The 19,450-nt window shown below is 68.3% G+C and carries 21 protein-coding genes; 7 read left to right on the forward strand and 14 right to left on the reverse strand.

Translation table 11 applies throughout. The features are described 5' to 3' along the window. Window positions 1–30 precede the first annotated feature (30 nt). The 7 genes from ACSDHM_RS03480 to purM all read right to left on the reverse strand — a co-directional run bounded on the left by ACSDHM_RS03480 (window position 31) and on the right by purM (window position 4,952). Window positions 31–714, reverse strand: a complete 684-nt coding sequence (locus tag ACSDHM_RS03480) for a DUF3108 domain-containing protein (RefSeq protein ID WP_005415565.1) — start codon at window positions 712–714, stop codon at window positions 31–33. A gap of 2 nt (window positions 715–716) precedes the next feature. Then, a complete protein-coding gene (locus tag ACSDHM_RS03485) occupies window positions 717–1,538 on the reverse strand; it encodes a DUF3108 domain-containing protein (RefSeq protein ID WP_151354958.1) in 822 nt (273 codons plus the stop codon). Window positions 1,539–1,606: 68 nt separating this feature from the next. Further along, entirely contained in the window at window positions 1,607–2,266 is a 660-nt protein-coding gene (gene purN, locus ACSDHM_RS03490) for a phosphoribosylglycinamide formyltransferase (RefSeq protein ID WP_439426658.1), read from the reverse strand. Beyond that, the gene (locus tag ACSDHM_RS03495) at window positions 2,263–2,925 is read right to left on the reverse strand and encodes a DUF2238 domain-containing protein (protein ID WP_072168185.1); all 663 of its coding nucleotides are present in this window, start codon (window positions 2,923–2,925) and stop codon (window positions 2,263–2,265) included. Before ACSDHM_RS03495 ends, purN begins: the two co-directional genes overlap by 4 nt. A 39-nt stretch (window positions 2,926–2,964) precedes the next feature. Then, complete coding sequence (locus tag ACSDHM_RS03500; RefSeq protein ID WP_005415569.1) at window positions 2,965–3,387, reverse strand: hypothetical protein; 423 nt, start codon at window positions 3,385–3,387, stop codon at window positions 2,965–2,967. Further along, on the reverse strand, window positions 3,384–3,872 hold the full coding sequence (locus ACSDHM_RS03505; RefSeq protein WP_439426659.1) for a hypothetical protein: 489 nt from the start codon (window positions 3,870–3,872) through the stop codon (window positions 3,384–3,386). The genes ACSDHM_RS03500 and ACSDHM_RS03505 overlap by 4 nt, the downstream gene beginning before the upstream one ends. Before the next feature lie 21 nt (window positions 3,873–3,893). Continuing rightward, the gene (purM, locus tag ACSDHM_RS03510; protein WP_088497775.1) at window positions 3,894–4,952 is read right to left on the reverse strand and encodes a phosphoribosylformylglycinamidine cyclo-ligase; all 1,059 of its coding nucleotides are present in this window, start codon (window positions 4,950–4,952) and stop codon (window positions 3,894–3,896) included. Between the two features lie 99 nt (window positions 4,953–5,051). Here purM and ACSDHM_RS03515 point away from each other — a divergent pair, with 99 nt between their 5' ends. From ACSDHM_RS03515 to hda, 3 genes are read left to right on the forward strand one after another with little or no spacing between them, the layout of a single operon-like run. After that, window positions 5,052–6,191, forward strand: a complete 1,140-nt coding sequence (locus ACSDHM_RS03515; protein ID WP_072168183.1) for a DUF2066 domain-containing protein — start codon at window positions 5,052–5,054, stop codon at window positions 6,189–6,191. Then, window positions 6,188–7,357, forward strand: a complete 1,170-nt coding sequence (locus tag ACSDHM_RS03520) for an AI-2E family transporter (protein WP_088497774.1) — start codon at window positions 6,188–6,190, stop codon at window positions 7,355–7,357. Before ACSDHM_RS03515 ends, ACSDHM_RS03520 begins: the two co-directional genes overlap by 4 nt. Continuing rightward, the gene (gene hda, locus ACSDHM_RS03525) at window positions 7,357–8,064 is read left to right on the forward strand and encodes a DnaA regulatory inactivator Hda (RefSeq protein WP_053500213.1); all 708 of its coding nucleotides are present in this window, start codon (window positions 7,357–7,359) and stop codon (window positions 8,062–8,064) included. The genes ACSDHM_RS03520 and hda overlap by 1 nt, the downstream gene beginning before the upstream one ends. Window positions 8,065–8,406: 342 nt before the next feature. Here hda and murU read toward each other — a convergent pair whose 3' ends face one another. From murU to ACSDHM_RS03545, 4 genes are all read right to left on the reverse strand, one after another. Then, window positions 8,407–9,117 (reverse strand): N-acetylmuramate alpha-1-phosphate uridylyltransferase MurU, encoded by a 711-nt coding sequence (murU, locus tag ACSDHM_RS03530; protein WP_072168608.1) that lies wholly within the window; start codon window positions 9,115–9,117, stop codon window positions 8,407–8,409. Further along, window positions 9,114–10,139: an aminoglycoside phosphotransferase family protein gene (locus ACSDHM_RS03535; protein WP_072168609.1), complete on the reverse strand. Its 1,026-nt coding sequence runs from the start codon at window positions 10,137–10,139 to the stop codon at window positions 9,114–9,116. The genes murU and ACSDHM_RS03535 overlap by 4 nt, the downstream gene beginning before the upstream one ends. Window positions 10,140–10,203: 64 nt before the next feature. Then, window positions 10,204–10,473, reverse strand: a complete 270-nt coding sequence (locus tag ACSDHM_RS03540) for a GlsB/YeaQ/YmgE family stress response membrane protein (RefSeq protein ID WP_005415577.1) — start codon at window positions 10,471–10,473, stop codon at window positions 10,204–10,206. 69 nt (window positions 10,474–10,542) lie between these two features. Continuing rightward, on the reverse strand, window positions 10,543–12,036 hold the full coding sequence (locus ACSDHM_RS03545; protein WP_072168610.1) for a M20 family metallopeptidase: 1,494 nt from the start codon (window positions 12,034–12,036) through the stop codon (window positions 10,543–10,545). A gap of 199 nt (window positions 12,037–12,235) precedes the next feature. Here ACSDHM_RS03545 and ACSDHM_RS03550 point away from each other — a divergent pair, with 199 nt between their 5' ends. The 4 genes from ACSDHM_RS03550 to ACSDHM_RS03565 all read left to right on the forward strand — a co-directional run bounded on the left by ACSDHM_RS03550 (window position 12,236) and on the right by ACSDHM_RS03565 (window position 15,386). Then, entirely contained in the window at window positions 12,236–12,562 is a 327-nt protein-coding gene (locus tag ACSDHM_RS03550) for a ComEA family DNA-binding protein (RefSeq protein ID WP_032953992.1), read from the forward strand. 352 nt (window positions 12,563–12,914) lie between these two features. Beyond that, window positions 12,915–14,000 (forward strand): L,D-transpeptidase, encoded by a 1,086-nt coding sequence (locus ACSDHM_RS03555; RefSeq protein ID WP_111007882.1) that lies wholly within the window; start codon window positions 12,915–12,917, stop codon window positions 13,998–14,000. 17 nt (window positions 14,001–14,017) lie between these two features. Continuing rightward, window positions 14,018–14,743: a murein L,D-transpeptidase catalytic domain family protein gene (locus ACSDHM_RS03560; protein WP_069139006.1), complete on the forward strand. Its 726-nt coding sequence runs from the start codon at window positions 14,018–14,020 to the stop codon at window positions 14,741–14,743. 34 nt (window positions 14,744–14,777) lie between these two features. After that, on the forward strand, window positions 14,778–15,386 hold the full coding sequence (locus ACSDHM_RS03565; protein ID WP_088496716.1) for a HutD/Ves family protein: 609 nt from the start codon (window positions 14,778–14,780) through the stop codon (window positions 15,384–15,386). Between the two features lie 598 nt (window positions 15,387–15,984). On the opposite strand, the gene ACSDHM_RS03570 is transcribed toward ACSDHM_RS03565, so the two are convergent. The 3 genes from ACSDHM_RS03570 to ACSDHM_RS03580 are packed head-to-tail and all read right to left on the reverse strand — an operon-like array spanning window position 15,985 to window position 19,413. Beyond that, on the reverse strand, window positions 15,985–17,589 hold the full coding sequence (locus tag ACSDHM_RS03570; RefSeq protein ID WP_439426660.1) for a sulfite reductase subunit alpha: 1,605 nt from the start codon (window positions 17,587–17,589) through the stop codon (window positions 15,985–15,987). Further along, on the reverse strand, window positions 17,586–18,557 hold the full coding sequence (locus ACSDHM_RS03575; protein WP_111007906.1) for an FAD:protein FMN transferase: 972 nt from the start codon (window positions 18,555–18,557) through the stop codon (window positions 17,586–17,588). Before ACSDHM_RS03575 ends, ACSDHM_RS03570 begins: the two co-directional genes overlap by 4 nt. 52 nt (window positions 18,558–18,609) lie before the next feature. Then, window positions 18,610–19,413: a DUF4198 domain-containing protein gene (locus ACSDHM_RS03580; protein WP_088496718.1), complete on the reverse strand. Its 804-nt coding sequence runs from the start codon at window positions 19,411–19,413 to the stop codon at window positions 18,610–18,612. Window positions 19,414–19,450 lie beyond the last annotated feature (37 nt).

Here is a 19,450-nt window from a genome sequence, read left to right on the forward strand (position 1 = left end):
GGCCAGCGGCCGGCACTACCGGTTCGCCGGTCAGTTCATCGCCTTGATGGTTAGGTCCAGCGCATCGCGGCCGCTCTCACGCTGCAGCATGCGCGCCGGCACCGGGAATTCCGGCACGATCCAGGCGATCAGCTCCTTGTTGCCGTCGGCACGCGAGACCTTGGTGGCCTCGTAGCTCTTGCCGCCCACGGTGATCGATTCCTTGCCGATCACGCGGTAGGTCATGTTCTTGATGCGGCCTTCGTCGACCATGCGATAGGTCAGCGGCTTGCCGGCGGCCAGGTCGCGGGCGATCGCCAGATTGATCAGCAGCGCGTCCATGTCGCCCGTCTTCAACGCGATGGGGCCCGCACGGTCCGGCTTGATGTCGCCGGTCCAGGTGGCCTGGTTGCTGGTCCAGTTGTAGTTGGCCTGCACATTGCGCTTCTTCACCAGCAGTGCCGAACGGTCCTGGCTGCTGAGCGGGCGCAGCTGGCCACGCACCTCTTCGAACACGGTGCTCTGGCTCAGGTCGGCCAGCTGGTTCTTCACCTGCAGCGTGTAGCGCCACTTGTTGGCTCCCTCGCTGCTCAGCGTCATGCTGCCATTGGCCTGCATGCCCATGTAGCTGGCCAGGTAATCGGCCTTGAATGGCTGCAGGGCCATGGCCGGCAGGCTGGCCACCGACAGTGCGGCTGCAGCGATCCAGGTGAGGGGGCGGGTCAGGGTGCTCATGCTCAGACTCCTTGGTACTCGATCAGGCGCAGATCGACGCGGTCTTCGCCGTCTTCGCGTTGCAGGATGCGCACCGGGGTGGGGACACCGTTGGCGATCCAGAGGATGGTTTCGTTGTTGCCGCCGTTGGTCCGGTAGACCCGCAGCGCGTTGTAGGACAGGTCGCCGACCTCGACATTCTCGGTCTGCGGCGCGGCCTGGTAGTCGTGCTGGCGGACCTTGCCCATGTCCACGTAGCGATAGTGCATGGTGGCGCCCGGGCGGGCATCACGCATGATCGCCAGATTGATCAGCAGCGCGCTCTGGTCGCCCGGCTGCAGCGCGATCGGTTGCGCACGTTCCTTCTTGACGTCGCCGCTCCACTGCGCGGTGCCGGCCTGCCAGTTGTACGTGCCGACCGCTTTCTTGCCCAGGAACAGGCCCTTGCGCACCGTGCTCTGGCTGAGCGGCGCATAGACGCCGCTGCGCTCTTCGAACACCGTGCTCTGCTCGATGTTCAGGCCCAGCACGCTGGCGAAGCCGCGGCGGCCGACCACCTGCATGTCCACCCGCCACTGGTTGCCGCCGGTGTGGGTGACCTGCATGCTGGCGTCGCCGGCCTCCTTGCCTTTGTAGAAGGCCTGGTAGGTCGCGGTGAACGGCTGCAGCGGCGGCGGCTCCCAGGCCAGCGCCGGCGGCATCGGCACGGCCGGTTCCGCAGGCGGTTGGACTGCAGGCGCCGGCTGCGCAGGGGCCGCAGGCGCTTGCATCTGGCCCCAACCCACGCCGGGAAGCACGACAAGCGACAGCAGCAATGAAGTGGACAGCAGGGTCGTGGTCTTCATGGAGGACAGGAGCTGCAGGAGGGGGGCAGGATGCCAGCCCCGCAGTCAGCGGGGCGTGTGCGTGGGCGTTACCGGTTCAGGTTCCCGGCGGAATCTAGGGCCAGTGGGCTAAACAGGGGGTGACCGTCCAGGTGCGGCTGCCCCTCCCGTTCAGTCAGGCGGCCGGCGCACAGCAGCTGGAGGGTGGCGATCAGCAGAGGGTGCTCCACCTCCAGCACGCGCGCGGCCAGGCTGTCGGCGTCATCGCCGGGCATCACCGGTACCCGTACCTGGGCCAGCACGGCGCCGGCATCCAGTTCGGGAACGACCAGATGCACGCTGGCCCCGTGCTCGGCATCGCCGGCGTGCAGCGCCCGCGCATGCGTATCCAGCCCTTTGTGCAGTGGCAGCAGGGAGGGGTGGATGTTGACCAGGCGGCCATTGAAGCGCTGCACGAAGGCTGCGCCGAGAATGCGCATGTAGCCGGCGCAGACGATCCAGTCCGGCGCGACCGCGGCCAGTGCATCGCCCAGGGCCTGCTCGTAGGCGGCGCGGTCGTCGAATTCCTTCGGCGCATGTGCCCAGCGCAGGCGTGCACCGACCCGTTGCAGCGCGGCGGCGGCTGGGCGGTCGGAGAACACGCCGACAACCTCGGCGGGCAGGCGGCCGTCGGCAATTGCATCAAGGATGGCCTGCAGGTTGCTGCCGCGGCCGGAGGCGAGCACGGCAATGCGGGTGGGCGTGGTCATTGCCGGGCACTCCGGCGGATCAACGGCCAGCTCAGCAGGCTGCCCACGGTCGCCAGCAGCATGTCGGCATGCGCGTCCCACATGTCGCCCTGCTGCCCGTTGTAGGCCTCGGCGGCGTCGGGCGAAAGGGCCAGTGCGATGGCCCACTCGAACCACTCGTAGACCAGGCTGGCGCACATCACTGCCATCACCGCCAGGGTGAAAGCCTGGCCGCGGCGCAGCGCCGGCCAGGCATGGCGTGCCAGCTGCAGCAGCGCAGGCGTGAAGCAGACGCCGAACAGGAAGTGGATAAGCCGGTCGAAATGATTACGCTGCCAGCCAAACGCCACATTCGGCGACCAGCCGGTCAGCGTCTGCGCCCATGCGTCGTAGGGCACGTTCGAGTACAGCCAGCGCGCAGCCACGCAGTGCAGTGCAATGAAGCCGCAGATCGCGATGAAGGCACCGTTGCCCAGCCAGCCACCCCGGCGGTCGACCCATAGCAGTGCGGCCAGCCCGATCACGGTCAGGGTGCTGTGCAGGGCCTGCTCGGTGGGCCACAGCGGGTGGATCCAGCTGATCGCGAACACCGCCAGCACGGCGGCGAAGGCCAGCTTCTTGGGGCCCGTGAAACGGGAAGCGGCAGGCGAGGCGGTCGTGGAGAGGGCAGGCGCGGACATGGGGAGTCGATCAGGGGAGGGGGGCGTCTGCCGGCAAGCTCAGACGCTGAGATGGTCGCCACGGTCGAACAGTGCGGCCATGTCAGGCTTGGACAGGAACACCCAGGCATAGGCGGTCAGGGCCATGCCCAGCGGGCCAGCCAGTACCGCCAGCCAGGCCGCGCGCTGGCACCAGGCCAGCCCGGTGCGGCGCGACAGCAGGCGTGCGGTGTGCAGCTGCACGACGCCAAGCGCGGCAGCCAGCAGCGAAATGACCCCGTACACCGTGGCCAGTACCGCGCCATCGGCCAGCCCGCGTGAGCTGGCGACCAGGCCGATGAAACCGAGGAACGCCAGCGCGGCCATCCAGTGGAAAACCGCCAGCGCGTAGAACAGCACCTTCAGCGTCTGCAGGTGGCTGGCCAGCTGCAGCTGCGCCAGGGTCTGCTGCGGCAGCGGCGGTGGTGCGCCGGGTGTCGTCATGTCGTTGCACCCCTTGCATCGAAGGCGGCCTTGACCTGCGGGCGCAGCAGCGTAACCAGGGTGAATACCGCCAGAACGGTGCCCAGCGGCGCGCACAGGCAGAGCAGGCCGGCCACGATCAGGCACAGCAGGTGGCGACGACGCTGGGCCAGGCAGCGTCCGGCCTGGATGACGAATGCGGCCATGCCCAGGCCACCGGCGACGAACACGGTCCCCAGCACCGTGAACACCCAGCCGAACAGGCGCTGTTCGGCCGGCGACGAGGGCTGGCCCCCGGAGTTCATCGGCAGATGGCCGCTCAGCGCACTGATGCCGAGCACGATGTACAGAATGAAAAACAGCGAGAGCAGCGCGATCAGGCCGCCGAACACGTAGTGCGCGATGGACAGCGCGCGCAGGTGGTCAGCGTCCTGCCTGCTGAAGACCGGCACGGCCGCCAACGGCGGCGGTACCGGGGCGGGTGCCAGGGGGGGCGTTGCGTCCATGCGGGCTCCTCGGGGTCGGGTTCAGCCGATGCGGACGCGCTCGGCGCCTTCGGCGGTGACCACCTGGCCGATGGTCCAGTGCTCCAGGCCCTGCGCATTGACCGCCTCGGACACCGCAGCCACCTGGTCCGGCGCGACGATCAGCACGAAGCCGATGCCGCAGTTGAAAGTGCGCCACATCTCGCTGTCGGCCACCGCGCCTTCCTTCTGCAGCCACTGGAATACCGGCGGCAGGGTCCAGGACGAGGCCTGGATGTCCAGGCCGAGGCCGTCGGGCACCACGCGGATGATGTTCTCGGTCAGGCCGCCACCGGTGATGTGGGCCATGCCGTGGATGGCGTCGCCGTGCGACTTCAGCAGCGACAGGATCGGCTTCACGTACAGGCGGGTCGGTGCCATCAGCGCATCGACCAGCTTCACGCCACCTTCCAGTTCCAGGTCGGCCGGGCGGCCGGCGCGGTCGTAGATGCGGCGCACCAGCGAGTAGCCATTGGAATGCGGGCCGGACGAGGCGATGCCGATCAGCACGTCGCCGGCGGCCACGCTGGCGCCGTCCTTCAGCTCGCTCTTCTCGACCGCAGCGACCGTGAAGCCGGCCAGGTCGTACTCGCCCGGGGCGTACATGTCGGGCATTTCAGCGGTTTCACCGCCGATCAGCGCGCAGCCGGCCTCGGTGCAGCCGTTGGCGATGCCGCCCACCACCGCTGCGGCGGTGTCGATGTCCAGCTTGCCGGTGGCGAAGTAGTCCAGGAAGAACAGCGGCTCAGCGCCCTGCACCAGCACGTCGTTCACGCACATCGCGACCAGGTCGATGCCGATCGTATCGTGGCGGTTCAGCTGGTGGGCCAGCTTCAGCTTGGTGCCCACGCCGTCGGTACCCGACACCAGCACCGGCTCGCGGTATTTGTTGGACAGGTCGAACAGGGCGCCGAAGCCGCCCAGGCCGCCCATCACTTCCGGGCGGAAGCTGCGCTTGACCAGGGGCTTGATCCGCTCGACCAGCGCGTTGCCGGCGTCGATGTCGACACCCGCGTCACGGTAGGTGAGGGGGGAGGGGGCGGAAGACGGGGTGTTGGTCACGGGCGTCGGCGCTGGCAGGGGTTGAACGAGCGATTTTAACAGGCCGCATTGGCGCAAAGGCCGTATTCGGGCAACAATTCCCCCGGATTCGTCGAGCCAATGGATGTCCTGATGCGCCGCAGCCTGATTCTGACCCTGCTCCTTGCACTGAGCCTGCCGGTGGCCACGATGGCCCAGAGCGGCCTGCGCACCGAGGGAGATGTTGCCACCGCCTCGGGTGCGTACGAGGCCGAAGTGCCCGTCAACAGCCAGGCCGAAGCCGATCGCAACGGCGCCCTGGCCCGTGCCCTGAGCGTGGTGCTGGGCAAACTGTCGGGCGACCGCAACGTGATGTCCCGCCCCGGCGTGGTGCAGGCGCTGCGCAACGCCAAGGACTACGTGGCCAGCTACGACTACAAGCAGGACCAGAGCGTGGGCGCCAGCGGCGCGCCGAGCTTCAGGACCCTGCTGGTGGCCCGCTTCCGCGAGGATGACGTTGACTCGCTGGTCTCGGCGCTGGGTCTGCCGCTGTGGCCGCAGCCGCGGCCGAAGCCGGTGGTGTGGTTGGCCGTCGACGACGGCAGTGGCCCGCGCCTGGTCAGCGTGCAGCAGGCCAACGCCGCCCGCCCGCTGCTGAACCGCGCCATCGAGCGGGGTTACAAGCTCGGCCTGCCCAGCGGCGGTGCCGCCGAACAGGCGCTGGCCGGTGCCATCTGGCGCCAGGACAGTGCCGCCGTGGCCCGCGCCTCGTCGCGCTACGCGCCGCCGATGCAGCTGATCGGCAAGCTCTACCGCGCCAACGGCGGCTGGCAGGCGGACTGGGTGTTCGTCGACAACGGCCGTGAGCTGAACAAGTGGACCAGCAAGGACGCTAACGCCATGCGCGCGATGGCCGCCGGTGCCGACGGCGCCGCCGACGCGCTGGTCAGGCGCTATGCCAAGGCGGGTGCCGCCGTCGGCCAGGCCGGGACCTACCGCGTGGTGGTCACCGGCATCAACAGTGCCGACGACTACCTGCGCCTTGCCGCCGGGCTGCGCGAGGTGCCGGTGGTGCGCAATGTCACCCCGCTGCACGCCTCGGCCGGCCAGCTGGAGCTGAGCCTGGAGATGACCACCGGCCTGGCCGGCTTCAACCGCATGCTGGGCGACAACGGCGTGCTGGTGCCCAGCGCGACGCTGCCGGCCCTGCCGACCCCGATCGATGACACCACCGGTGCCCCGGTGGCCGTGCCGGTCAGCAACGAGTACCGTTTGCGATGACCCTGACCCCGGAAGCCGAAATCGCGCAGTTCCTGCGCCGCCTGAAGTACATCCTGTTCGCCGGCCTGGTCGGCTGGGTGGTGTGGCTGCTGGCACCGATCCTGACCCCGTTCGTGCTGGCGCTGGCGCTGGCGTGGCTGGGCGACCCGCTGGTGGACCGCATCGAGGCCACCGGCCGTTCGCGCATGACCGGCGTGGTGCTGGTGTTCGCGGCGATGGTGCTGGTGATCGTGGCGCTGCTGCTGGTGCTGGTGCCGATGATCGAGCGCCAGATCACCACCCTGATCGCGGTCGCGCCGCAGGCACAGGCGTGGCTGATGGAGAAGGGGATCCCCTGGTTCGAGCAGAAGACCGGCCTGGAAGTGATGCAGTGGCTGGATCCGGACCGCCTGATCGAATGGGTGCGCAGCCACTGGCAGCAGGCCGGCGGCTTCGCCACCACATTCATGGGCTACGTCTCGCGTTCGGGCTTTGCGATGGTGACCTGGGTGGTCAACATCCTGCTGCTGCCGATCCTGGCGTTCTATTTCCTGCGCGACTGGGACAAGCTGGTCGAGCGGGTGGCGTCGGTCATTCCGCGCAACCAGATCGGCACCATCAGCGCGTTGGCGCGCGAGTCCAACGAGGTGCTGGGCGCGTTCATCCGCGGACAGTTCCTGGTGATGCTGGCATTGGGCGTGATCTATGCCGGCGGCCTGACGCTGGTCGGCCTCAAGCTGGGCTTACTGATCGGCCTGATTGCCGGCCTGATCAGCTTCATACCGTACCTGGGCGCGACCACTGGCGTGCTGATGGCGGTGATCGCGGCACTGGTGCAGGCGCAGGGCTTCGACCTGAAGCTGCTGATCCTGGTGGGCGTGGTGTTCACCGTGGGCCAGCTGCTGGAAAGCTACGTGCTGACCCCGCGTATCGTCGGCGACAAGATCGGCCTGCACCCGGTGGCAGTGATCTTTGCGGTGATGGCCGGCGGCCAGCTGTTCGGCTTCCTCGGCATGCTGCTGGCGCTGCCGGTGGCGGCGGTGACCAATGTTCTGCTGCGCTATGCGCATCAGCGCTACCGACAGAGCGAGCTGTACGTGGGCGAGAAGCCGGCGATCGTGCTTGATGGCGTAGTGGACGCCCCCCATATCATCGTTCCGAACGACAAGGGCCCCGACCTGAAGTGATGGGTGTGCCGCAACTGCCGCTGGCCCTGCATTACCCGCGGGACCAGCGCCTGGAGACCTTCATCGGCGCGCCGGATGGCGCGCTGGCGCAGCTGCGCGCGATCGCGGTTGGCGCCAGCCACGACTGGGTCTACCTGGAAGGTGCGGCGGGAACCGGCAAGACCCACCAGGCGCTGGCGATGTGCTCCAGCGCCGAGCAGGCCGGGCGCTTGCCGACGTACGTGCCACTGGCCAGCGCCGCCGGCCGCGTTCGTGCAGCGCTGGATGGGCTGGACGCACGCGAACTGGTGGCGCTGGACGGGCTGGACGAGGTTGCCGGCAATCGCGAGGACGAGATCGCGCTGTTTGATTTCCACAACCGCGCGCGCGCTGCAGGTGTAACCGTGCTGTACACGGCGCAGAAGGCGCCGGGCGAGCTGGGCCTGGTGCTGCCGGACCTGCGTTCGCGCCTGGGCCAGTGCGTGCGCGTGCTGCTGCAGCCGCTGGATGAGGAAGGTCGTGCTGCGGTGCTGCGCGAGCGTGCACTGCGACGCGGCCTGGCCATCGACGAAGCGGCCATCGAATGGCTGCTGTCGCACACCGGCCGTGAGCTGGGTGGATTGATCACCCTGCTGGACTGGCTGGACCGCGAATCGCTGGCGGCGAAGCGGCGGATCACCGTGCCGTTCCTGCGCCAGGTGCTGGAAGAAGGCCGGCCTCGTTACTGAGGGCGGGGTTTGTTGGCAGGGCTGCGCCCTGCACCCGCAGAAGCAACGTCAACGTCAAAGGCTGGCTTCCTGAGGGGAGGCGGGGTGGCTCAGGTTGCGGGGGCGTGAGCGCCATGGATGGCGCGATCGAGGCTACATGGACGTACTTGCGCCGTCCCCCGCAACCTGAGCCACCCCGCCTTCGACAGGTTCCCGCGATCTGCCGGGACTGCGTACTGCACTGCTGACTGTTGACTGCTGTTGGTGGGTGACGACCGTTGGTCGTCACCGGAGCAAGCGCAGCGAAGCGACCCGCTTTTGCTTTTCTTTCCTTTCTTCCGTGGGCGTCCAGCCACGAGGGGCTCAGCCGTTCGCCGCCAGCTCCACATCCAGCGCGCGCAGGCGATCCACGGTCCCGACATCGGTCCAACGCCCCCGATGGTGCTGCCCCGTCATCAACCCCTGCGCCATGAAATGCTTCTGCAGCGGCACCACCGAGAACCTCGGCGGCAGCCGCTCGCTGCCCGGCGCATCGCCGATCACCGCGCGCCAGTCGGCCACGATCGAGGGGCGGTACACGCCGATGCCGGCATAGGTCAGGCATGGCCCTGCGCGGTCGTGGTGCAGCAGGCCCTGTGCATCCAGCCGATAGTCACCGTTCGGGTGCTGAACCGGATTGTCGACCAGCACCAGATGTGCCTGGCCCTGCGGCTCGCGCGGCAGCGTGGCGAAATCGAAATCGGTCCAGATATCGCCGTTCACCACCAGGAACGGGGCATCGCCCAGCACCGGCAGTGCATTGAGGATGCCGCCGCCGGTTTCCAGCGGGGTCTGCCCTTCGTAAAGGAAATGCAGGCGCAGGCCCCACTGGCTGCCATCACCCAGCGTCGCCGGGAACTGCTCGGCCAGCCACGCGGTGTTGACCACCACCTCGCGCACGCCGAGCGCTGCCAGGCGCTCCAGGTGCCAGACGATCAGTGGCTTGCCGGCCACTTCCAGCAGCGGCTTGGGTGTGTGCAGGGTCAGCGGGCGCATGCGCTCGCCGAGCCCGGCGGCAAAGACCAACGCCTTCATCGGGCCACGCGCATCGGTGCGCCCAGTTCGGCCAGCGCCGGCTTGATGCGGTTTTCCAGCAGCTGCTGCAGAGGCGCCAGCTCGCGATAGCGTGGCAGCACTTCATCCAGATAGCCGATGAAGCGCGGTGCGTCGTCCAGGTAATGGCCCTTGTTGTCGCGGTAGCGCAGGCGGCAGAACAGGCCGAGGATCTTCACGTGGCGCTGGATGCCCATCCAGTCGGCATCGCGTAGGAAGGTGGCGCGGTCGGGCACCGGCAGGCCGGCGTCGCGCGCGCGTTCGTGGTACTGCGCCAGCCACGCGTCAACGCGCTGCAGCGGCCAGCTCAGGAAGGCGTCCTTGAACAGGCTCACCGCGTCGTAGGCGATCGGGCCACGCACCAGGTCCTGGAAATCCAGCACCGCGGGGCCGTCGTCGACCGGCATCAGGTTGCGCGGCATGTAATCGCGGTGGGTCATCAGCTGGGCCTGGCCCAGCGCGTTGTCCATCAACCGGCGATGCACCAGCTGCAGCCCCTCGAGCTCACCGCAGTCCAGTTCCAGGTTCAGGTGCCGCTGCAGGAACCATTCGTCGAACAGGCCGGCATCGCGCTGCAGCAGCGCTTCGCCGAACTGGCCGAAGTCGGCCGGTACCGGAATCGCCTGCAGGCGCAGCAGCTGTTCGATCGAGCGGCCGAACCATTCATCGGCATTGCGCTCGTCGAGGATCCTGGCCAGGGTCGGGCCGCCGAGATCTTCCAGCAGCAGGAAGCCGGCCTCCAGGTCCTGCGCCAACAGTGCGGGCACGCGCAGGCCGTTGTCGTGCAGCAGGCCGCGCATGCGCAGCCACGGCCGCGGATCTTCCAGCCCCGGTGGGGCGTCCATCACGATGTGGCTGCCACGGGTGCTGGTGGTACGCCAGTAGCTGCGCATGCCGGCATCGACCGAAGCGCGCTCGACCACCGCGCTGGCATCGTCGAGCTGGGTACGGGCCCACTGCAGGCGCCGCGCGCTGCGCTGGGGATCGGAGGCGGGTTCGGTCATGCGGGCATATCCGGGGGCGCTGGGCGCGCCAACGTCGGGAACAGGAGGGGAAGGAGGGACGGGGTCAGCGGCGGCCGCTGAACAGGCGCAGGACGGCCAGCACGGCCACCGCGCCCACCACCGCACCGAGGAAACCGGCCGGTTCGCCGGGGGCGTACCAGCCCATGTACTGGCCGAACCAACCGGCCAGCAGTGCACCGAGGATGCCCAGCACGATGGTCAGCAGGCAGCCCATGCGGTTGTTGCCGGGCATGAAGAAACGCCCGAGCAGGCCGACGAAGAAGCCGACCAGCAGGATGTACAACCAGCTGCTGCTGCCGAACAGACCATTCATGCGCGCGGATTCCGCTTGAGTGTGGACGCAGCCTAGCAAGGCCAGGCTGCGTCCGTCACCGGTGCCGGATCAGCAGCAGCCGTGGTCGCCGTGGCGGGTGCCGCTGTCGGCAGCCACCGGCGAACCGCTGGTCTCGCCACGCAGGCTGGCGGCGTAGTGCTCGCTGATCACCTTGGACACGCAGGCGGTGACCTTCTTGCCCATCGGGATGTGCAGGAACTCGTTCGGGCCGTGCGCATTGGAGTGCGGGCCGAGCACGCCGGTGATCATGAACTGCGCACCCGGGAACTTCTCACCGAGCATGCCCATGAACGGGATCGAGCCGCCTTCGCCCATGTACATTGCCGGCTTGCCGAAGAAGGCCTGGCTGGCATCGTCGATGGCCTGGGTCAGCCACGGCGCCATGGCCGGGGCGTTCCAGCCAGTGGAGGCCTTTTCCAGGTCCAGGGTGACCTGCGCGCCGTTCGGCGGGTCGCGCAGCAGCGCTTCCTTCAGCAGCTCGCCGCAGGCCTTGCCATCGGCGGTCGGCGGCAGGCGCAGCGACAGCTTCACCGAGGTCTGCGGGCGCAGCACGTTGCCGGCCGATTCCAGCGGCGGCATGCCGCCCACGCCGGTGACCGACAGCGCCGGGCGCCAGGTGCGGTTGAGCACCAGCTCGGTCAGGTCCTCGTTCATCGGACGCAGGCCGTCGACCATGGGGAACTTCTCGAAGATCTCGGTATCCACCACTTCGGCCGCGCGCCTGGCCTGTTCCAGCCGTTCGGCCGGAATTTCCACGTTCATGCCGTCGATCAGGATACGGCCGGTGTCCTGGTCCTCGATGCGCGACAGCAGCTGGCGCAGCAGGCGGAAGCTGGACGGCACCACGCCGGAGGCATCGCCGGAATGCACGCCTTCGTTGAGCACCTTCACGGTGAAGTTGCCGCCGGTCAGGCCGCGCAGCGAGGTGGTGCACCACAGCTGGTCGTAGTTGGCGCAGCCCGAATCCAGGCAGACCACCAGCGAGGGCTTGCCGATCCGCTCGGCCAGGTGGTCGACGTAGGCCGGCAGGTCGTAGCTGCCGGACTCTTCGCAGGCCTCGATCAGCACCACGCAGCGGGCGTGCGGCAGGCCTTGGGCCTGCAGCGCCAGCACGGCGGCCAGCGAGCCGAAGATGGCGTAGCCGTCGTCCGCACCGCCGCGGCCATACAGCTTGTCGCCGCGAAGGACCGGCGTCCACGGGCCGAGATCGTCATCCCAGCCAGTCATTTCCGGCTGCTTGTCCAGATGGCCGTAGAGCAGGATGGTGTCGTCGCCGGTTTCGGCGCCGGTCGCTGGAATTTCCAGGAAGATCAGCGGCGTACGGCCTTCCAGGCGCACCACTTCAACCTTCAGGCCGGGCAGCTGCTGGGCCCTGGCCCAGTTCTCCATCAGGGTGACCGCCTGTTCCATATAGCCGTTCTGCACCCAATTGGCGTCGAACATCGGCGACTTGTTGGGAATGCGGATGTAGTCGACCAACTGCGGGACGATTTCGCTGTCCCACTTGTCATTGACGAATTGGCCGAGCTTGGCGCTGTCCATCTGAAACTCCGGTTGCATGGGCTGATCCGGCCATTCTACGCCTGTGCCACGGGTAGGGTTTTTCCTACATCACGTCGGGTATTTGGCTGGCTTACGGAAATCCGGGAAACCGATAGGCTGTGCACATGTGGTGACGGACACTGTTCCTGCCGACGGGATTGCCGGTCGGGGCGGCCAGAATCACAGGGAGATACACGTCGTGCCTTGGAGTGTCGTGTTGAGGGCACTGGTGCTGGTAGTGGGGATCGCTGGGGCGCATGCCGCCGAACCGATCGACATCAACCGCGCCGATGCCCAGGCGCTGCAGCAGGGATTGACGATGGTCGGGGCCGCCAAGGCCGAGGCGATCGTCGAGCACCGGCGCAGACACGGCCCGTTTCATCGCGTCGAGGACCTGGCGCAGGTGAAGGGGATAGGGAAAGCGATCGTCGAACGGAATCGACAGCGGATCACCGTAGGCAACAGGTTGTTGCCGGCGGATCCGGTACCCGGATCGGTACCGGTGCGGACCGTACCCAGGCGCTGACAGCAGGAATCGTCGGAACCGGCAGGAGGCTGGTTCACCGGTCGCGGACAGGAAGGCCGTGACCACCGACCGCCGCAGGACGCGGCACCAATCACCAGGATGGTGGCATCACAGACCTGTGGAAGGGGCTGAGATACAAACAGGACAGACGCGGCCGCGTGCAGGATGCAACGCTACCCCCACAGCGCAGGATGCGAGGGGGCGGCAGCAGGCCGACAAGGACGTAACGATTGCCCGGTACGACACATGGCTGTGTCGCCGGGCAGTTTCATTTCCGGCGCCTGGTTTTGCCGCGGCCACCACGGGCCGATGGTGTACGTTGGCCGCTCTGCATGGAAAGGACCCCCGCTGGATGCTTCCGCACCGCCCCACGACCCTGATGCTCGCCCTTGCACTGGCCCTGCCGCTGCTGGCCCATGCCGCTGCGACGACACCGGCTGCCAAGCCCGCAGCTGCCACCGCCGGCACCGCCGAGGTGCGCGGGCCGACCGACCTGAAGCCGGGCGAATACCTGTGGCATCCGGAAATCTCGCCGACCGGCCCGATCGTGCTGGTGGTCAGCCTCGATGAGCAGCGTGCCTACGTCTACCGCAACGGTATTGCCATCGGCCTGACCACGATCAGCTCGGGCAAGGCCGGGCACGAGACACCGACCGGCGTGTTCACCATCCTGCAGAAGGACAAGGACCACAGGTCCAACCTCTACAACAGCGCGCCGATGCCGTACATGCAGCGGCTGACCTGGGATGGCATCGCCCTGCATGGCGGCAGCCTGCCCGGGCATCCGGCCTCGCACGGCTGCGTACGCCTGCCGCAGGCCTTCGCGCAGAAGCTGTTCCGCGAAACCCAGCGCGGCGACACGGTGGTGGTGGCCGATGCCAAAAGCTCGCCGATGACCCTGGCCTATCCGTCGGTGCTGGCGCCGGTCAATGCCCGCGGCCAGGCCCTGCCGGAGGCAGAGGGCGGGGCGCCGGCGCAGGCGTGGTGGAATGACAGCGCGGCGCCGGCCGGGCAGGTCGGCATCCTGGTCAGCCTGCACGACCAGCGCCTGTACGTGCTGCGCGATGGCGTGATGATCGGCGAGTCGCCGCTGAAGGCCGACGCGCTGCCGGCCTTCCAGGGCACCACCCTGTTCGTGATGGGGCAGGGTTACAGCGATACGCCCAGCCCGCTGGACGCGAACCAGCGCCTGCACCAGTGGACGGCCTACCCGTTGCTGGGCCAGGACCGTGCCCAGGCCACGCCGGACCTGCTGGCCACGCCCTCGCTGCCGATGGCGCTGCCGGCCGAGTTCGCCCGCCAGCTGTACCGGGTGCTGGTGCCAGGCACGACCCTGCTGGTGACCTCGCTGCCGGCGGTCCGCCCAAGCCCGGCTGAATCCGGAATGCAGCCGGTCTTGGAATCCGAGCCGCCAGGGTCCACCCTCAAGGGCAACTGAGTCCCTTCGTTGTGCCCATGACTGCATCCCGCCTGTGCCGGCTGGCCGCGTTCGGCCTGCTGGCGACCTCGGCCAGCGCCCCGGCGCTGGCACAGACGCCCGCCCTCGCCACCAGTGCCGATGATCTGGCTGCCTTGCTGTCGCGCAGTGCGCCCAAGGCCGACCGCCACGTGTTGCAGCTGGCGGCGCACGCCATGCGCTGTGCGTTGCAGCGGCCGGAGCTTGGCATCAACGGTGATCGACTGAGCGTTATCGATTACTCGCGGCCGTCCACCGAGCCGCGCCTGTGGGTGTTCGACCTGGCCCACCAGCGCCTGCTGTTCGAGGAATGGGTGGCGCATGGCCGCAACAGCGGCGAGAACCGCACCGAGCACTTCTCCAACCGCGATGGCAGTTTCATGTCCAGCCTCGGCGCGTTCACCGCGCAGGAGACCTACATGGGCGGCAACGGGTATTCGCTGCGCCTGGCCGGGCTGGAACCGGGCTTCAATGACCGCGCGCGCGAACGCGCGATCGTCATCCACGGCGCGCCATATGTGAACCCGGCCACCGCGCAGCTGCAGGGGCGGCTGGGCCGCAGCCTGGGCTGTCCGGCGGTGCGCCTGTCGGTGGCCAAGCCACTGATCGATGCGTTGCGTGGCGGCACGATGGTGTTCGCCTATTACCCCGACCAGGACTGGTTGAAACACTCGCAGCTGCTGGCCGGCGGGTGCGGCGGCCAGGGCACGCTGGCCACGCGGTGATGCACGATGGCGCGCGGCGTGATGCAATGCGCTGATGAACGTCGACTCCCTGCTGCACACTCCGAGCCAGGTCATCTCCCGCCTGGACTACCGCCGCGAACGCTGGCGCAACGGCCTGGGCTGGACGCGCGAGATCCTGCGCCTGCCTGCGCAGGGCGACGACTGGGCGCTGCGCCTGTCGGTGGCCGAGATCGAGCTGGACGCGGCGTTCTCCGCGTTTCCCGGCGTGGAGCGCGAGCTGGTGCTGCTGCAGGGCAATGGCGTGCGCCTGCGCTTCGAGGATGGCCGCGTGGCCGAAGTCCTGCCGCCGCATGGGCGCGTGCGCTTTGCGGGCGAGGAAACGCTGCACGGCGAACTGGTCGACGGCACCACCCACGACTTCAACCTGATGTGGAAGCGCGACCTGCTGCAGGCCGAACTCCTGCATCGGCCGCTGGTGGGCTCGATGTTCTTCTTCTGCGAACCAGGCGTGGCCTGGGCGCTTTACCTGTTGGCCGGTCATGCCGAATTTGGGGCTGACAGCGGTCTGCCGCCGATGCACGCTGGCGATACCGCGTGGTTGGCGGCCGGTGAACGGCAAAGGCATGCGTTGCAGGGCGGGGGCGAGTTGCTGGCGATCCGGGTCAGTGCGGCGGCGGGATGATTCCTCGGCGCCGGTGGGCGCTATCCACGCATGGCGTGGATCTACGGGTGTGCGATTGCCACGCTGCCCGGACACGCCGTTCAGTAGATCCACGCCATGCGTGGATGGCGCCACCGACACCGCGTCATGGTGCGAACCAAGGTTCGCACCCATCAGGAGGCAGTTCGCACGCATTGACGCCGTTCAGTAGATCCACGCCATGCGTGGATGGGGCCTCCGACATCGCGCCATGGTGCGAACCAAGGTTCGCACGCATTGACGCCGTTCAGTAGATCCACGCCATGCGTGGATGGGGCCACCGACACCGCGCCATGGTGCGAACCAAGGTTCGCACCCACCAAGGGGCAGTTCGCACGCATCGACGCCGTTCAGTAGATCCACGCGATGCGTGGATGGGGCCACCGACACCGCGCCATGGTGCGAACCAAGGTTCGCACCCACCAGGAGGCGGTTCGCACGCATTGACGCCGTTCAGTAGATCCACGTCATGCGTGGATGGGGCCACCGACACCGCGTCATGGTGCGAACCAAGGTTCGCACCCACCAGAAGGCGGCTCGAACCCGCTGTAGATCCACGCCATGCGTGGATGGGGCAACCTCAATACACATCGCGCCGGTAACGACCGGCCAGCAGCAGCGCTTCCTTGCCTGCGGCACCCAGCACCTGCTCGATCACCCCATCCACGGCCGGGGCCATGCCCTGCAGGCTGCCGCAGACCAGGATCGTCGCGCCGTCATCCACCCACTGCCGCAGCGTTGTTGCTTCGGCCAGCAGCCGGTCCTGCACGTAGCGATGCGCACCGCCATCGCGGCTGAACACAGCATCCAGCCGCGCCAGCGTTCCGCTCGCCAGCATTGCCTGCAGCTCGTCGCCGAAATGGAAGTCGTGTGCGGCGGTGCGCTCACCGAACAGCAGCCAGGTGCGGCGTGCGCCCTGCTGGGCACGTTCGTGCAGGTGGGCGCGCAGGCCGGCGATGCCGGTGCCGTTGCCGATCAGCAGCAGCGGTACCTCGGCGGCGACGCCGTGTAAATTGTCGTTACGGCGCAGGCGCAGCTGCACCGGCTCGCCGATGACCGCGTGGTCGCACAGCCAGCCGCTGCCGATGCCAGGCGTGCCGTCCGCGCGCAGCTGGCGACGCAGCAGCAGCTCCACCGCGCCGTCGGCCATCACCGAGGCGATGGAGTACTCGCGATGCGGCAGCGGCTGCAGGGTCGCCAGCAATGCGGGCAGATCACCCGGGGGAACCAATGAAGGCAGGTGCGAGCGCGCGACGCGTGTCAGCAACGTCTGCCCGTCATCCAGCACCCTGTCCGCATCGAAGCGCTGTGCGTCCAGCCAGGCACGCACGGTGTGCGACGCATGCTGCGGGCCGATCTCGGCGATGTCGCCGGCCTGCCACTGCGCCTCTGCGCCGGCCGGTGGCTGCAGGCGCAACCAGTACACCGGACCGCCGGGGCTGCCCGGGTTCAGATGCTCGCGCTGCAGCAGCGTCCACGGCTGGTACGCGGCCGGGCTCCAGTCGGGTAGTTCACTGGCGCCGCCGCCGAGTTGCCCCAGCAACTGCTGCCAATGACGCAGCGCCGCCGGATCGGCGTTGTCGACTTCGATCGCATCGAACAGTGGATGCGCGCCATGCTGGCGCAGCCATTGGTCAAGCTGGTGGCCGAATCCGCAGAAGTGGCCATAGCTGCGGTCGCCCAGTGCGAGCACGCCGTACTGCAGGTGCTGCAGTGAAGGCGGCGAGACCATGACATCGCGCAGGAACGGCAGCGCGTGGTCAGGCGGATCGCCCTCGCCGGTGGTGCTGGCGATGAACAGCGCGCGCTGGCTGTCGGCCAGCAAGGCGGCGTCGACGTCGTGCAGACCGCGCACGCGCACCGGCATGCCGGCGCCGCGCAGGGCTTCGGCACTGCGTTCGGCCAGCTCGCGGGCAAAGCCGGTCTGGCTGGACCAGACCAGCAGGAGGGGCGCGGTGTCTCCGGTTGCGGCATCGTCGCGCGCGCGCCCACGCCACCACAGTGCAGCGCAGGCCAGCGCATACAAGGCCGTGGCGAGTGCCGCGATCTGCGAGTGTCGAATCGGTGGCGCGCCCTGCCACCAGGCTTCGCCGAGATGCAGGCGCAGCAACGCCGAACCGATCAGCGCCAGCAGAAGCAGGACCAGGGCGTTGCCGAGCCAGGCGCGTGACGGCCGGGTGCTCATGCATCCTGCTCGTCGAGCAGGCGCTGGAAGGCGCTGCTAAGGAACTCCCGCGCGCCGTCCGCTGCACGCTGCAGGTAGCGTGCAGCCAGGCCTTCGCGCTCGGCCAGTGCCATGCCCTGTTCGCGACCAAGGACGGTCAGTGCGGTGGCCCAGGCATCAGCATGCATCGCGTCGTCTGCCACCACGGTGACCGCTGCGGCGACCTGGCGCACCGGCCTGCCGCTGCGCGGGTCGAGGCTGTGGCTGTAGACCTCGCCATCGGCCTGGTACTGATGCCAGCGATCGCCGGAGGTGGCGACCGCCTTGCCATCCAACGCCAGCACCCGCAGTGGTGTTTCGCTGTGCGCGTCTTCTTCGGGTGCGGATTCCACCAGCACGCGCCAGGGATGGCCATCCGGTTTGCGGCCGTAGCCGGCCAGCTCGCCGCCGACTTCAATCAGCGCTGCCGCAATGCCTTGCTCACGCAGCCAAGCCGTAACGTGATCGACGCCGAAGCCCTTGGCGATCGCCGAGAGATCCAGTTCCAGTCCACCCGGTTGCAGCAGCGCATCGCCCTGCCACTGCAGGCGCCGCCAACCGCAACGCTCACGCGTGGCCTGCAGGGTAGCGTCGTCGGGCGGGCGGCGTTCGCCGGCGTGTGCACCGAAGCCCCACAGCGCAACCAGCGGACCGATGGTGGGGTCAAAGGCGCCGTCACTGGCGGCAGCGATGGCGTGTGCGCAGGCCAGAACGTGGCGGGTCTCGGCCGGCAGCACGCACCATTGGCCAGCGTTGGCGCGGTTGTAGCGACTCAGGTTCGAGCCGGGCTCCCATGTGCTCATCTGCGCCACCACCGCATCCAGCCGCGCCTGGATGCCGGCATGCAGTGGATGCAGGTCGCGCTGGCGCGGCGCGACCAGCGACACGCTCCAGGTGGTGCCCATGGTGGTGCCGCCGAGGCGGGCGATGTCGAGCTGGGGATCAGTCATGGTGATGCGTCGTGGCGGCGATGCCGGGGTGTGCCCGGCATCGTGGTCCACATCACTGCGGCAGCACTTCCAGCGTGGCGACGTAGCTCAGGCGGCGCTTGGCGGCCTGCTTCACCGAGGTCTTGTTGTCTTCGGTGCCGGTTTCCAGCCAGTACATGCCGGCTTCCGGCCAGGTCACCTTGATCTCGCCCTTGGCGTCGCTGGTGAGCTTCAGTTCGTCCTGTGCGTTGCGGTAGCGGGTGGCGCCCCGCACGATCTCGAACTCCAGGCCAGCGGTCGGCTTGCCATCGACCAGCACGCGGAAGGTGGCTTCCTCGCCGGCGAACAGGTCGTTCGGGTGGCCGACAGCGACCAGCTCGATACCCCGGTTGGTCGGCTTCAGCGCGGTATCGTTCGGTGCACCGTTGGTGACGAAGGTCTCCACGCGGCCGATCGACTGGCTCAGTTCCAGCTTCTTCGCGTCCTTGGGCAGTTCGCCAAGGGTCGCCACGCTGCCGCGCCAGCGCTTGCGCTCGCCGTTCTGCTCGTAGGTGGCGAACAGGCCGTCATTGACCGAGGCGATGCGGTAGGTGCCCGCCTGCTTCAGTTCGATGTCGAACACGCTGCGGTACTTGCCGGTGGTCGCGTTCTGCGGCTGCACGGTGCTGCCGTCCGGCGCGGTGATCACCAGCGATTCCAGTCGCAGCGGCACGTGGTTGAAGTAGAACAGGTCGTTGGAGACCGCACCGTCGACGGTGATCCACGGTGCGTTGCCGGCGATCACGGTCTGCGAGGGCAGCAGCCAGGCCTTGTGGGCCAGGGCGGAGAAGGGAAGGGCAGCGGCCAGGGCGGCGGCGAGGACGAGCGTGCGCTTCATGCGGAAGACTCCAGTGGATGCGGGGTGATGCGGCAAG

It is taken from the genome of Stenotrophomonas sp. T8 (assembly GCF_051853085.1).
GTDB classification, from domain to species: domain Bacteria; phylum Pseudomonadota; class Gammaproteobacteria; order Xanthomonadales; family Xanthomonadaceae; genus Stenotrophomonas; species Stenotrophomonas sepilia.

Bases quoted from the DNA above. Each gene is read 5' to 3' on its own strand.
- ACSDHM_RS03480 (WP_005415565.1), bottom strand. From the start codon at position 714: ATGAGCACCCTGACCCGCCCCCTCACCTGGATCGCTGCAGCCGCACTG.
- ACSDHM_RS03485 (WP_151354958.1), bottom strand. From the start codon at position 1,538: ATGAAGACCACGACCCTGCTGTCCACTTCATTGCTGCTGTCGCTTGTC.
- purN (WP_439426658.1), bottom strand. From the start codon at position 2,266: ATGACCACGCCCACCCGCATTGCCGTGCTCGCCTCCGGCCGCGGCAGC.
- ACSDHM_RS03495 (WP_072168185.1), bottom strand. From the start codon at position 2,925: ATGTCCGCGCCTGCCCTCTCCACGACCGCCTCGCCTGCCGCTTCCCGT.
- ACSDHM_RS03500 (WP_005415569.1), bottom strand. From the start codon at position 3,387: ATGACGACACCCGGCGCACCACCGCCGCTGCCGCAGCAGACCCTGGCG.
- ACSDHM_RS03505 (WP_439426659.1), bottom strand. From the start codon at position 3,872: ATGGACGCAACGCCCCCCCTGGCACCCGCCCCGGTACCGCCGCCGTTG.
- ACSDHM_RS03515 (WP_072168183.1), top strand. From the start codon at position 5,052: ATGGATGTCCTGATGCGCCGCAGCCTGATTCTGACCCTGCTCCTTGCA.
- ACSDHM_RS03520 (WP_088497774.1), top strand. From the start codon at position 6,188: ATGACCCTGACCCCGGAAGCCGAAATCGCGCAGTTCCTGCGCCGCCTG.
- hda (WP_053500213.1), top strand. From the start codon at position 7,357: ATGGGTGTGCCGCAACTGCCGCTGGCCCTGCATTACCCGCGGGACCAG.
- murU (WP_072168608.1), bottom strand. From the start codon at position 9,117: ATGAAGGCGTTGGTCTTTGCCGCCGGGCTCGGCGAGCGCATGCGCCCG.
- ACSDHM_RS03535 (WP_072168609.1), bottom strand. From the start codon at position 10,139: ATGACCGAACCCGCCTCCGATCCCCAGCGCAGCGCGCGGCGCCTGCAG.
- ACSDHM_RS03540 (WP_005415577.1), bottom strand. From the start codon at position 10,473: ATGAATGGTCTGTTCGGCAGCAGCAGCTGGTTGTACATCCTGCTGGTC.
- ACSDHM_RS03545 (WP_072168610.1), bottom strand. From the start codon at position 12,036: ATGGACAGCGCCAAGCTCGGCCAATTCGTCAATGACAAGTGGGACAGC.
- ACSDHM_RS03555 (WP_111007882.1), top strand. From the start codon at position 12,915: ATGCTTCCGCACCGCCCCACGACCCTGATGCTCGCCCTTGCACTGGCC.
- ACSDHM_RS03560 (WP_069139006.1), top strand. From the start codon at position 14,018: ATGACTGCATCCCGCCTGTGCCGGCTGGCCGCGTTCGGCCTGCTGGCG.
- ACSDHM_RS03565 (WP_088496716.1), top strand. From the start codon at position 14,778: ATGAACGTCGACTCCCTGCTGCACACTCCGAGCCAGGTCATCTCCCGC.
- ACSDHM_RS03570 (WP_439426660.1), bottom strand. From the start codon at position 17,589: ATGAGCACCCGGCCGTCACGCGCCTGGCTCGGCAACGCCCTGGTCCTG.
- ACSDHM_RS03575 (WP_111007906.1), bottom strand. From the start codon at position 18,557: ATGACTGATCCCCAGCTCGACATCGCCCGCCTCGGCGGCACCACCATG.
- ACSDHM_RS03580 (WP_088496718.1), bottom strand. From the start codon at position 19,413: ATGAAGCGCACGCTCGTCCTCGCCGCCGCCCTGGCCGCTGCCCTTCCC.